Below are 12,758 nucleotides of genomic sequence, written 5' to 3'. Positions count from 1 at the left end.
TTACTTATCTGCCTTTGTATCTGGCTGAGGCTCTGAATTAAATGGGTATAAAGAAAAGTGCTGACCGGCAATTTTTACGCGGGCTTTTTCATCGCTTTGAATTATTTTAATATCGCTGTCGCTGACTAATTTTTGATACAAAAATAGCATTTCGTCGGCATCGAGATCTGGGTAGCTTTCGTCTAAAAATTGCAGCAAGGGCTGCGGCTTTTTGCGTTTTTTATTAAAGCGCTTAGCAAAGCTGGTTTTAACATCGTTGTAGTCAGGAATATTAGGCGTAACAAATGCAGGCACATCTTGCTGATCTGGCAGTTGGTATTCTTCGTGTTCAAATTCAACCAAGCTTGCCATGTAAGCCACAATATGGCGCTGCTGACCAAGCGAGTATCGCTGCGCGTCGCTCACAAAATGTGGTTGTACCGCACTTAGCATATTGTCTACGCCATTTTTACGCACAAGCCCAAGTACTTTGGCTGCTTGGCGAGTTATTAAGTTATTACGGCGAAGCTCTTCGCGCAGCGGCATAAGCATATCGGCACTTTTACGTAAGCTTTCTCTGCCCACTAAATGCATCTCTAATATACGGGTACGTAATTGCTCTAACATACGTTTGTCATTGTAGGCTTTACCCGATCGCTCAATATGAATAATTTGCTTACTTATTTGTTCTTCAATGAGGGTAAAGCACGCATGAAATTCACCACGAATATCAACCATTTCAAGCATGGGCTCTATGTATTCGTCAAAGGCTTCTATTACCGCTTTATAACGCTTTTGCAGCGATTGCACCGCATTATTAGATTTAGCTTGTTCAACAATATTTAAAATAGCATTTTCGTTGTGCGTATAGAGCTTCATTATTTTACGCACCCGATCATCCATAATGCGGCTAAAGCGGCGTAAGTCGTCAAAGTCTTCTATTTCGCCAGCGTTATCTAGGCGATTACCTAAACGTGCGAGGTCGTCGACTAATACGCTAATTTCTTGTGCTAAGCCTAAATGTTCTTCTTGCAGTAAAAAAGTAGCAAAATCGGCAATGGCACGATTTATTTCAAGCTGAGAGGATTTAGCCAGTGGAATTAAAATATCTTGGTTTAACAAACGATTTGTTTCTTTATAAATACGCTCGTTTGACCAAGTAGGCTGTTTTTGTTTAATGGCGTTTTGTACGTCTTTCAGGCTAAAGTCAGCCATTTTAAAACGTTTAAATAATAGCTCTAATACACCCCAATGTTCAGTTATGGTGTTTAGTAGCTTTTTAGCTGGGATCATAAGAGGTTACAACATCCTAGTATTTTATTATTGAGTATTGTGTTCATACTCATTATTACGTATTTTTAATTAACCTTGTCTGTATATAGTATTCGTTTTTAAGACCATTTAATAATAGTTTTTGCATAGAGGCAGTGCTAAAATTCGCGCCGAAAATAGGCACATGAAATGGAACGTTATTTGTGTGTTTTTTAAAAACTAAATCAAAGGTTGTTTAACTACCATGGTTTCCTCGATTATTCTAACCCTAATAGCGATTGCTTTTTTACTGATCGTTATAGAAGATATAATCCATGTCAATAAAGCTAAAACCACGCTGTTTTTTGGTACGCTTTGCTGGATTCTTCTTTTTATATACCCTCTACACGGGCAAAGCCCCGATACGATTCAACACCTTTTAAATGAAAATATTTTAGAAATTGCCTCTCTATGGTTATTTTTAATGGCTGCAATGACCTTTGTAGCGTATTTAAATTCAAAGGGGTTTATAGAAAATATTGTGCATCGTGTTATGCCAAAAAGTATTAGCGAAAGAAAGCTGATGTTTTTGGTGGGTGGTTTTGCATTTTTGTTTTCGTCGATTTCAGATAACGTAACAGCTACGCTTATATCGCTCGCGGTTGTTATGTCGTTAAAACTTGAACCTAAAAAACTCATTAAATACGCCACGCTTATTGTGTTTGGGGTTAACTCAGGTGGGGTATCGCTAATAACCGGTGACGTAACCACACTGATGATATTTTTAGATGGCAAAGTAACCATTGCTCATTTATTGCTACTTATAGCGCCAGCACTTGCAAGCGTTATGCTTCTAGCTGCGCTACTGTCTATCGGTATGAAAGGGCGAGTTGAATTTGCCGGTGCAGGTAAAACCCGCATTGAAAAAACCGACATTACCATTGCTGTTATATTTTTATCTACCGTAATTAGCACACTTACGCTGAGTGTAATTTACAGCGTACCGCCTTTACTCACCTTTTTGTTTGGCTTATCAGTAATGTTTTTAGTAGCGCAATTTTTAATGCGCAAAAAAGACATAAACAAAGACATAATCGATTTTGTTCGCGATATAGAATACGACACATTATTGTTTTTTGTAGGTGTACTTTTACTTGTAGGCGCACTTAAAGAAATTGGTATGTTGAGTAAATTTACTGACCTATATACGGTAATGGCACCCGAGTACGCAAACTACTTAATGGGCATATTATCAGCGGGGGTCGATAACGTACCGCTTACTGCTGCTTTATTAAAAGCCGATATAGTAATGAGCCAACAGCACTGGTTGTCGTTTACGTATGCAACGGGCGTGGGCGGTTCAATGCTTATCATTGGGTCGGCTGCAGGCATTATTGCCATGAGTAAAGTTAAAGCGCTTACCTTTATGAGCTACTTGCGTTTATCGCTGCATTTATTAATTTGCTACACCGTAGGTTATGCAGGCTCGTATTACATGGGCAGTTTTATTTGATGCATAAATTATTAAATGCTTGACAGCTAGACGTCTAAACGATAACTTTCAAAGCCCCGCTACTTAGTGGGGTTTTGTTTTATTAGCCACTGGTTAATAAAGCATTCAGAAGAGGTGCGATACTTAGGTACTTAATGTTAGGCGACGAATGCCGATGATCATTAAGGAGGGAAGTACTCGCCGAGGAAAATAATGGTACGTCGTCATTGCTTTTCGGTTTATGGGGCTGAATCCTCAAAACTGTCACCAATATAGGTGGAGAGCTTCTGGCAGTGGACTTATCTTCAAGCATTCCTTTGCCAAGTTCTTCTTGTTTTATTGCGGTTTGGATACCGCGAAAGGAGACTAAATGACTACCCAATCAGCGCCACAAACAGTGCCTCAAACAGAGTTAAGCGCAAAATCAGATTACATCGTTGCCAAGTTTGGCGGAACAAGTGTTGCAAACTTTGAAGCGATGAGTCGCTGTAGCGAAATTATTGTTGCAGATAAAAGCGTACGTATTGTTGCCGTGAGCGCTAGTGCCGGCGTAACTAACCACTTAGTTGCACTGTGCAAACCAAGTATTACCTCAAGTGAGCGTCAAGAACACATAAACGGCGTGCTTGCTATTCAACACACTATTTTAGATGAGTTATCGCTAGATGCCGATTTAGCGGTTGGCTTTAACGAAACCCTAAAAGCATTTCAAACATTGGCTCAAGAGTCACTAACAACCGATCAGCAACACGACGAGCTACTTAGCTTTGGTGAGCGTTTATCGTCGTATTTATTTGCACAGGTACTTCGTTTACAAGGTTTAAATGCCGATCGCTTTGATGTGCGCAAGGTGCTTAAAACCGACAGCCAATTTGGTAAAGCAACGCCTAATGTTGCAGCCACAGCGCAAGCTGCTAAAGAACATTTAATCCCGTTATTAGACGCTCAAGTAATTGTGACTCAGGGCTTTATTGGCAGCGACGAGTACGGTCAAACAACAACGCTTGGACGTGGTGGTTCTGACTATAGCGCTGCATTACTAGCTGAAGCAATTAACGCTAAAAGTGTGCATATTTGGACCGACGTAGTGGGTATTTTTAGCACCGACCCGCGTTTATGCGCAAAAGCGACGCCAATTGCACGTTTAAGTTTTGACGAAGCCGCTGAAATGGCGACCTTTGGCGCAAAAGTATTGCACCCAGCGACTATTTTACCAGCGAGCCGTAGCCACATTAATGTATTTGTAGGCTCTAGCCGCGAGCCAGAGCGTGGCGGTACATGGATTGAGCGCGAAAAATCGCAGCAACCAGGTATACGCGCAGTAACGCAACGTAAAAACCAAATATTGCTTACGCTTAAAAGCCCAGAAATGCTCCTAGCAAGTGGCTTTTTAGCACGCGTATTTACACTATTAAGTGAATACAATATATCGGTCGATTTGGTAACCACATCAGAAATCAGCGTAGCTATAACCCTTGATAACGCGCAAAACGCATCGCGACCAGAGCTTGATCAAGAGTGCCTAGATAAGCTTGCAGAATTTTGCCATGTATCGGTAGAAAACAACCTAACATTGGTGGCACTTATTGGTTCTGAGATTCAATTACGCCAACACGAAATGAACTTAATGAGTGTATTAAAAGACTTTAATATTCGACTAATTTGTCACGGTGCTAGTAAGCACAACCTGTGCTTTTTAGTAGAGCAAACTGAGTCAGATAACGTGGTGCAGTCTATTCATAGCCGTTTATTAGAAAACGATTTTGCTGCTTAAATAATTTTACTATTAAGAAGCGGTTATTCAGGAAAGCGATTTATTAAAGTTAACTAGTAAAGTTACTTAATAAAGTCACTTAACAAAATTAATTAACAAAGTCGGTTAATAAAAAGCATCGCCAGTCGGTGCTTTTTTTATGCACCACACTTACATCAAAACAAACATTGCAGTCACTGCTATCAGCTACAGTAATGCTATTACTGCAAGCACTCAGCTTTGCACTATGTAATTCGTTAAACACATTGGGGCTAAGTAGTTGTGCAATAGGGCGGCTGGTGGCTTTAGCAAGTGACTCTTTTAATGTCCAAATTCTAAAAAACGTATCTGCTTGGGCTTGGGTATTAGTGGGCTCGGTAATAAGTGTAATTTCATCATTATGATAAAAATGCTTAGCGAGCTTTTCAAATGGGCGCTTTAGGCTTACTTTTTCAATATCAAAACCAAACTCACTTTTATCAAAATTAAGCGCGACCCCAACCAAACCATGCGAATGCGAAATACAGGTATTAATAACATCACCACTTACATGTATTTGCAGCTTTGAGCTTGCTTCGTCAAATTCTGTACTCATTTTATTAAGCGCCACGTGCGCATGTTGCGGCTGCGCTATTTTAATAAGGTGTTTTAACAATAACCGCGTAGCTAAATACTCTTGCTTAGCTTGAGGGCTTTTGCGGCGGTTTATAATGGTTAACTCAAATGGGCTTAAGCAATCGGGCAAATTAAAGTCACTAAGCTCAAGTGTTTTAGCATTAAATAATAAAAGGCTGTTACTTGCTAAAGACAAATTTGCCAATTGAGTTGAAGTAATACTCAAGGTGTTTTTAAAATAGTGTTCAGTCATAAAAGCCCTAAAGCAAAAGAAGTCGCTGATATTGTGAGCGGTTAACGCCACTAATAAAGGCTGGGTACAATTTTATTACTCAGCTGGCATGAAATATGGTTTAATTCACAATAATCAAAATAATAACAGATTTGTAGATGTATGGCACAAGTGCGTGATGGGTTTCAAAGCCGACTCGGTTTTGTTTTAGCCGCTGCTGGCGCAGCAGTGGGTTTGGGTAATATTTGGGGTTTTCCTACGCAAGCGGCCAACCATGGTGGCGGTGCATTTTTACTGGTTTACTTTATTGTTATATTTTTACTTGCGCTCCCTGCGCTGTATACCGAACTTTATTTAGGTCACAAAGCACAAGCTAATCCTGTAAAAGCATTGGGCGATGCATGGCAAAACACTAACCGTAAAGTTGGTGCAGCAGCAGGTTACATAGGCCTTGCGGGCGCAGTTGTTATGCTAAGTTTTTACTCAATAGTAGCTGGGTGGATGCTCTCGTACGCTATTGAACCCATAACAACCTTTTTTGGTTTTACAGGCGCAAGCGAGTTTTTACATAGCGACTCAGTGCTGCGTAATTTTGTATTTACGCCGCTTATGCTTATTTTAACCGCCAGTATTATTTTAAAAGGGGTTAAATCGGGAATCGAAACCTGGTCGCGCCGTTTAATGCCACTGCTACTTGTGTTGCTTGTTGGTTTAATTGCCTACATTGCAACACTCGATGGCGCAAGCGAAGGCTTTGCCGCGTATTTAATTCCTGATTTTAGCCAAATACTCGACCCTAATTTAATTATTGCCGCAATGGGGCAAGCGTTCTTTTCGCTCTCGTTAGGTGTAGGCTGTATGATGATTTACGGCTCGTACTTACAACCAGATGCTAATTTACCAAAGCTTACAGTAGGTGTTGCCTTACTCGATACCAGCGTTGCGTTTTTAGCAGGATTACTCATTATTCCTGCTATTTATGTGGCGCAGCACAACGGTGTAGAGGTATTTAGTGGTGGTAAACTGATTGGTGAAGGACAACTTATTTTTGCTATTTTACCTGCACTATTTAGCACCATGGGCGAAATAGGCTTATTAGTTGGTTTATTATTTTTTGTATTAATGTCTATCGCCTCGGTTACGTCAACTATATCGACCACCGAAATTCCGGTAGCATTTTTAGTCGAAAACCATAACGTTAGTCGCACTAAAGCAACATGGGCAGTGAGCGCCGTTGTACTTGTGTGTGCAAGCGCAATTATACTAAATTTTGATTGGTTATTTGGTTTGGTAATTATGCTATTTACTCAATACCAATTACCGCTTATGGGTTTATTTTACTTTATTACCGTAGGATGGATGTGGCAGCGTGGTAATAAATTACACCAAGCAACAACCGGCGTACATTACTGGTTTGCTCAGTACATTCGTTTTGTTTGCCCAATATTAATGACCTTGGTATTTGCAAACGTTGCCTTTGGTTAATTTTATCTAAGCCCCTAAAAATAGATTAATAAAGCGAAGTGAGTTTAAAATGCACTTCGCTTTTTTTGTACCTGTTATTTAGGTATAGCCAAGGCCTTTATAAAACCTCATTAGTCAGAGGCCTGCCTTCATTTACTTCAAGCGCGTTAAGAAGGGTTGTATTTGCTATTTCGGTGAGTGCTTCTTGGGTAAAAAAGCCCTGGTGGCCTGTTACTAAAACATTTTTAAAGCTCACTAAGCGCGAGAATATATCGTCTTGGTTTATTTCGTCGCTATGATTTTTAAAAAATAGCTCCGACTCTTGCTCGTAAACGTCGAGCCCTAAGTAGCCTAATTTTTTAGTTTTAAGCGCATTAATACACGCTTTGCTATCAAGTAATGCACCGCGTGACGTGTTAATGAGCATTATACCGGTTTTCATTTTACTAAATGCCTCGTCATTTATTAAATGATGAGTTTGCTCGGTAAGTGGGCAATGCAAAGAAATCACATCGCTTTGGCTAAGCAAGGTGTTTATATCGGTAATAGTATAATTGCCAGGTTGTGCGTAGGGGTCGCACACTAATACTTTAGCGCCAAAGCCATTTAAAATGTTACACAGCGCAAGGCCAATTTTACCGCAGCCCACAATACCCACGGTTTTATTGTGCAAGTTAAAACCGAGTAATCCGTTTAAATCAAAATTATCTTCGCGAACGCGGTTATACGCTTTATGGGTTTTACGGCTAAGCGTTAGCATAAGTGCTATGCAGTGCTCAGCTACTGCTTCTGGGCTGTATGCTGGTACGCGTAATACCTTTAGTTTATGTGCTTTTGCTGCAGTTAAATCAACGTTATTAAACCCTGCACAACGCAGCAAAATAGTGTTTATGCCTTGGCTTGCCAGTTGCTCAATAACAGCGGCGTTTACGGTGTCGTTAACAAACACGCATATGGCATCAAACCCGCTTGCTAAAATAGCGGTTTGTTCGCTCAGGGCTTGCTCAAAATACGTTATTTTTATATCACGCTGATCGCGTGTACTTTGTTCAAAAAAAGGCAGTTCGTACTTTTGAGTACTAAAAAAAGCAATGTTCATGGTAATAGCCTCGACGCTTAAGGAGTATTATTTATTACTAATACAATAAACTACTTTGTAAACCTGTGCTTTAGTAGTACGCATTTTATTGATTTAAATTAAGCCTTAAGCGGAGCCTTACTTGAGGTAAACAAAGGTATTTTTGAAGATACCTTTTTACCATCTTTAGCTGCGCTTAACTTTGCAGCTTGCAGTAGGTTGCTTTCTATTACTTGTTTAAGTGTTTCGGGCTTAGTGCGCGGTGCATAACGTGCAACAAGTTGCCCTTGTGAGTTAATTAAAAACTTAGTGAAATTCCACTTAATAGCACGGTTTTGCGAAATACCCCGCGTATGCGATTTTAAATAATTAAACAACGGATGTGTTTCTGGCCCGTTTACCATTACCTTACCAAATACCTCAAACGAGGTATTAAATTGCTCTTGGTAGAAGTCTTTAATGGCTAAATTATCAAGCGGCTCATTTTGGCCAAACTGGTTACACGGAAACGCAAGCACAGTAAAACCATGGCCTTTGTATTGCTGATAGAGCTTTTCGAGCGCGTTTAATTGCACCGAAAAATTACACTTACACGCTGTATTAACAATAAGTACGGTTTTGCCCTGTAACTGGCTAAGAGAAAAATTTTCGCTGTTAAAAAGTGGTGCATTAAATTGATAAATACTGTCCATAGGTTACCTACTTACCTTTCCCGCTTAAGGAAATTTTATAAAGATTTTCATTCGCTTTTTTATCGACCGGTTGACATAATCGAGGTCTAGTTTCTAAGTTATCAGTTTAATAGGTCATTTTTATGTCAATGAAAGTCGCATTTATAGGTTTAGGCGTAATGGGTTACCCAATGGCGGGGCATTTAGCAAAAGCAGGGCACAGCGTATGCGTTTATAACCGCACTCAAGCTAAAGCACAAACGTGGACTGAAAAACATTCAGGAAGCTTTGCACCAACCCCGCGCGAAGCTGCCAGCAATGCCGACATCGTATTTATGTGTGTTGGTAACGATGACGATTTACGCTCAGTAGTGTATGGCGACAACGGCGTGTTAGCAGGCATGTTGCCGCACACTATTTTGGTTGATCACACCACAACCTCAGCTGAAGTAGCTCGCGAAGTTGCAGCAAAAGCGGCTCTGCAAAATATCGACTTCATAGATGCGCCTGTATCGGGCGGACAAGCTGGCGCCGAAAATGGTGTATTAACGGTTATGGCGGGTGGTAATGAAGCCGTATTTGCTAAAGTACAGCCAGTTATGGCGGCGTTTAGTCGTTTTAGCCAACTGTTAGGCGGCGTAGGCTCGGGACAACTTTGTAAAATGGTTAATCAAATTTGTATTGCTGGTGCAGTGCAAGGTTTAGCTGAAGGCTTACATTTTGCCAAGCAAGCAGGGCTTGATGGCGAAAAAGTTATAGAAACCATTTCTAAAGGTGCAGCCGGTTCGTGGCAAATGGAAAACCGCTATAAAACAATGTGGGCGGGTGAATACGAGTTTGGTTTTGCCGTAGATTGGATGCGTAAAGATTTAGGCATTGCACTCGATGAAGCTAAAAACAACGGCGCTACTTTACCAATGACCGCAACGGTCGATCAATACTACGCCGATGTACAAGCACTCGGCGGCGGCAGATACGACACCTCAAGTTTACTAGCACGCATTGAAGCACTGCATAAAAAGTAACGTTTACGTTGAGTATGTAGATGTAGACGCCAAAGTATAGATTTATGGTTGTTTCGTAGACGCGAAGCTTGCTTGCGTGACGGGCAAAGCCCGTAAGATTTATTCACAAAGAGGTTATGAGGCGCTGCGCTTTTAGAGTAAGTGATTAATTTAAAGCTATTCTTGGCTTATGTCTTCTCATTTACTCCTCATTCGTTTCTCTTTGTGAAATATATTTTTCTTTTTTGAAGTGGTACAGATATTTATAAACAAAAACGCGACACTTTATTGCTAAAGCGTCGCGTTTTTTATGCGTTATACAAACAATCTAAAGGCAAATTACATGCTTTGAGCGTAGTTATACAACGCCTTTAAAATTGTAAGGTTTTTTTCGCTGTCGTCATGTTCATGCGCTAGGTTTTCAAGGGTGATCATAAAATCTTGCGCATTAATCGACGGTTGATCCTCTCCGTGCATTAACTTGTTTTGGCAATACTGGCGCCATTGGTCAAGCTCTTGCTGGTTTAGCGTTTCAGGCCAGTTACGGGCGCGGTATCTAAACAACAATGTATTAAACTTTTTATCTTCAAAGTCTAACTTCAATCCAGCCAATTCATCTGGTTTTGCATCACGAATAATCGCAAACTTAGCTTTATCAGCATGGCTTGTAAACCCATCGTAAAGTAAGTAGTCAACGTTAGTGGTTGCGCTGTAATCGCCTTGCTCGTTAAACACTTCGGTTACTTTATCGCGAAGGTCGGTATTGGCTTTTAAAATAGCTAAGTTAGCTAAGCACTGCTCGCGATCAATCCCAAGGCGGGCGGCATTTTCAGGCAATAACGTTTTAGCTGGGGCTAAAATAGGGCACTTGTTTAAATGCACCAGCTTTAAGCCAACAGGTAAATCGTCCTCGGCTAAATCTACACGTTTGGTGTATAAGCGTTTGCGTAACTCTTCTACGTTTAAATCAATGAGTACTTGCGGGTTTTGAGTTAAATCAAAACAAATAACCGCATTTTTATTTACCGGATGAAAGCTCATTGGTGCAACCCAGCTTGTACCGCCTTGTGTTGCAGGTATGCGCGATGTGGTATGCACCAGCGGCGTCATGTTAAATACATCAACCAACTCAGCAAGCGCCTTTTTACTACGCAAACCAAAAAAGAAGTTATACAGCTTGGGCTGTTTTTCTTTTATTAATTTAGCCAGTGCTATAGTGGCGGTTACATCACTTAGCGCATCGTGTGCTGCGGCGTGTTCAATACCATTGGCTACAGTTAAATGTTCTAACTTAAAGCTTGGGCTGTCGTCTTCTTTTAACGGCCATTCAATGCCTTCAGGGCGCAGCGCGTAACAAGCACGTACTAAATCAATAATATCCCAGCGACTATTATTGTTTTTATATTCGCGCTCGTACGGGTCGTAAAAGTTACGATAAAAGCTATAACGACTTACTTCGTCGTCAAACCGAATACTGTTATAACCGGCAACACAGGTGTTTGGTACGCTAAATTCAGCATGAATTTTTGCTATAAACTCAGCTTCAACCAAGCCTTTTTTCATCGCCACTTGTGGCGTAATACCTGTAATTAAACACGCCTCAGGGTGAGGCAAGTAATCTGCTTGCGGCTTACAATATTCAATAAGTGGCTCGCCAATAATATTTAAATCAAGATCGGTACGAACACCTGCAAATTGGCTCGGCTTATCCTTTTGCGGACTTGCCCCCCAAGTCTCGTAGTCGTGCCAATAGATTGTTGCTTGATTTTGCTCTTGATATGCCATTTGAAAACCCTGAGTAGTTAACTTGAAAGCGGCTAAATACGCGCCAAGTTACTAAAATAATGAATTATTTAGATTATGGCATATGGACGAGGGAGTTTATAGGTTTGGGTGAGAAATGAGTTTTATTTATAGGTTTCAATTAACTGAAAGGGAGGGGATGATTAAGGGTTTTGAAGAGGGTATAACTGGCCTAGTGAAAGAGTTGCGGTATAGCGTAAAGGCAAGATCATTTAACGCTTTGTGAATCATTATAGGGGGTAAGTAAAAGGGGCGCTTAATGCGCCCTTTAGTTTAACGTGCTGAAATACCTTGTATTTCATGCTGTGCCGCTAACTGTAAAAAGTTTGAACGGCTTTTGTATTGCGGATGTGCTTTAACTAAATCATCAATTTGCTTAGTTAATAAGTTAGGCAAAGTTACGTTAATTTTACCCGCTTTGCCTAAGTAGGGTTCAAGATCAATATCAACCAATGCCCACACCCAGCCTGAAAACTCAGGGTTGTTTACGTGATCGTTAATATTACTTGATTGCGGCGGTAAAATACCGTCTTCGGCTAATAACTCTAAATGAGTTTCTAGTGCGTCTTTAGCGTTTAATAGTGCTTGCTCGAATGAGTCACCCGCACTATAACAGCCTTGCACATCAGGAAACACCACGCCAAATGCTTCAGTTTCTGTACCTTTTTCAATTGCGATTGGATATAACATCGCTATTCTCCTAATGAGTGTTTACAACAGTGATAGAGTTAAGGAAATAGGGGCCTAAAGCCCCGCATCTTTCAGTATTTTTGCTACCAATCCTTTGCCTAAACCTTTCTTAGGGTGGGGAACGGTGATGAGGTTGATATGGGTTGGATGCCTAAAGTGATGATGACTACCTTTAACTCTAACTTCTTGCCAACCCGCCTCCTTGATTAAATCCTTGCTATTCACTGTACCTCGTTTTACTTCTCAACATAGGGTTATTGTAACCCTATTAACAGTGGTGTCAATTATTTATAACTCCAATAACCCTGTAAAATTTAAAAAAGTGGTAATATTAAACTTGCACCACTTGAAGGTATACCAAGGGCAGTCCAATTATAGTAGCTCATGTTGCATATTTAGCTACTGCTCCTTAGGTAGTTCTTTAATAAGTACTGCAGCAAGCCCTTGAGTGCTTTTTACAGCGGGTTGAAGAAGTAATCAAACGATTGGGTAATTCTAAACGTAGCCCTGCACTCTTTTGTGTTAGTACACGATCAATATAAATTAACAACATGGGCGCTTTGCTTTTCGCGAGACGTAATTGTTGCTTTAGCTTCGCAATTTGGACAAGTAACCCGCGCCATAATAACCACGAATCGTTAATAGAATGCACTGTTGTTATATGCAGTGCTTGCATGTATGCCAAATAACCATTAGCTGAGAACCAAAAGGGCGAAATGCTCACAA

11 protein-coding genes and 1 riboswitch are annotated in these 12,758 nt (G+C 40.6%); of the genes, 4 read left to right on the top strand and 7 right to left on the bottom strand.

Going from position 1 to position 12,758, the window contains the following annotated elements:
- Positions 1-1,272, bottom strand: coding sequence for a hypothetical protein (locus I6F40_RS10325; RefSeq protein WP_197192882.1), 1,272 nt, complete (start codon positions 1,270-1,272; stop codon positions 1-3).
- A gap of 223 nt (positions 1,273-1,495) precedes the next feature.
- On the opposite strand from I6F40_RS10325, the gene nhaD reads away from it, so the two are divergent.
- Together nhaD and lysC are read left to right on the top strand one after the other, a co-directional pair.
- Positions 1,496-2,743, top strand: a complete 1,248-nt coding sequence (gene nhaD, locus I6F40_RS10320; RefSeq protein WP_165739886.1) for a sodium:proton antiporter NhaD — start codon at positions 1,496-1,498, stop codon at positions 2,741-2,743.
- A 101-nt stretch (positions 2,744-2,844) separates the two neighbouring features.
- A riboswitch (Lysine riboswitch) is annotated at positions 2,845-3,017 on the top strand.
- A gap of 75 nt (positions 3,018-3,092) precedes the next feature.
- Positions 3,093-4,496 carry a lysine-sensitive aspartokinase 3 gene (gene lysC / locus I6F40_RS10315; protein WP_166420704.1) on the top strand — a complete coding sequence of 468 codons (1,404 nt, stop codon included), beginning with the start codon at positions 3,093-3,095 and terminating at the stop codon, positions 4,494-4,496.
- Between the two features lie 88 nt (positions 4,497-4,584).
- On the opposite strand, the gene I6F40_RS10310 is transcribed toward lysC, so the two are convergent.
- On the bottom strand, positions 4,585-5,343 hold the full coding sequence (locus I6F40_RS10310) for a 4'-phosphopantetheinyl transferase family protein (RefSeq protein WP_197192881.1): 759 nt from the start codon (positions 5,341-5,343) through the stop codon (positions 4,585-4,587).
- 141 nt (positions 5,344-5,484) lie between these two features.
- Between I6F40_RS10310 and I6F40_RS10305 the strand changes: the two genes are divergently transcribed.
- On the top strand, positions 5,485-6,807 hold the full coding sequence (locus I6F40_RS10305; protein WP_197192880.1) for a sodium-dependent transporter: 1,323 nt from the start codon (positions 5,485-5,487) through the stop codon (positions 6,805-6,807).
- Positions 6,808-6,904: 97 nt separating this feature from the next.
- Here I6F40_RS10305 and I6F40_RS10300 read toward each other — a convergent pair whose 3' ends face one another.
- Together I6F40_RS10300 and I6F40_RS10295 are read right to left on the bottom strand one after the other, a co-directional pair.
- Positions 6,905-7,885, bottom strand: coding sequence for a 2-hydroxyacid dehydrogenase (locus I6F40_RS10300; protein WP_197192879.1), 981 nt, complete (start codon positions 7,883-7,885; stop codon positions 6,905-6,907).
- A 98-nt stretch (positions 7,886-7,983) separates the two neighbouring features.
- On the bottom strand, positions 7,984-8,556 hold the full coding sequence (locus tag I6F40_RS10295; RefSeq protein WP_197192878.1) for a glutathione peroxidase: 573 nt from the start codon (positions 8,554-8,556) through the stop codon (positions 7,984-7,986).
- A gap of 122 nt (positions 8,557-8,678) precedes the next feature.
- On the opposite strand from I6F40_RS10295, the gene I6F40_RS10290 reads away from it, so the two are divergent.
- Complete coding sequence (locus tag I6F40_RS10290) at positions 8,679-9,560, top strand: NAD(P)-dependent oxidoreductase (protein ID WP_197192877.1); 882 nt, start codon at positions 8,679-8,681, stop codon at positions 9,558-9,560.
- Between the two features lie 318 nt (positions 9,561-9,878).
- Here I6F40_RS10290 and sbcB read toward each other — a convergent pair whose 3' ends face one another.
- The 3 genes from sbcB to I6F40_RS19705 all read right to left on the bottom strand — a co-directional run bounded on the left by sbcB (position 9,879) and on the right by I6F40_RS19705 (position 12,257).
- Positions 9,879-11,324, bottom strand: a complete 1,446-nt coding sequence (gene sbcB / locus I6F40_RS10285; RefSeq protein ID WP_197192876.1) for an exodeoxyribonuclease I — start codon at positions 11,322-11,324, stop codon at positions 9,879-9,881.
- A 291-nt stretch (positions 11,325-11,615) separates the two neighbouring features.
- Positions 11,616-12,032 carry a type II toxin-antitoxin system HicB family antitoxin gene (locus tag I6F40_RS10280; RefSeq protein ID WP_197192875.1) on the bottom strand — a complete coding sequence of 139 codons (417 nt, stop codon included), beginning with the start codon at positions 12,030-12,032 and terminating at the stop codon, positions 11,616-11,618.
- A 54-nt stretch (positions 12,033-12,086) separates the two neighbouring features.
- Positions 12,087-12,257: a type II toxin-antitoxin system HicA family toxin gene (locus I6F40_RS19705; protein WP_197192874.1), complete on the bottom strand. Its 171-nt coding sequence runs from the start codon at positions 12,255-12,257 to the stop codon at positions 12,087-12,089.
- Positions 12,258-12,758: the final 501 nt, after the last annotated feature.

The organism is Pseudoalteromonas sp. SWXJ133 (assembly GCF_015864365.1).
Taxonomy (GTDB): Bacteria; Pseudomonadota; Gammaproteobacteria; order Enterobacterales; family Alteromonadaceae; genus Pseudoalteromonas; species Pseudoalteromonas arctica.
The sequence above is the reverse complement of the archived record's forward strand: the minus strand, read 5'-3'. Positions and strand labels throughout refer to the sequence as shown.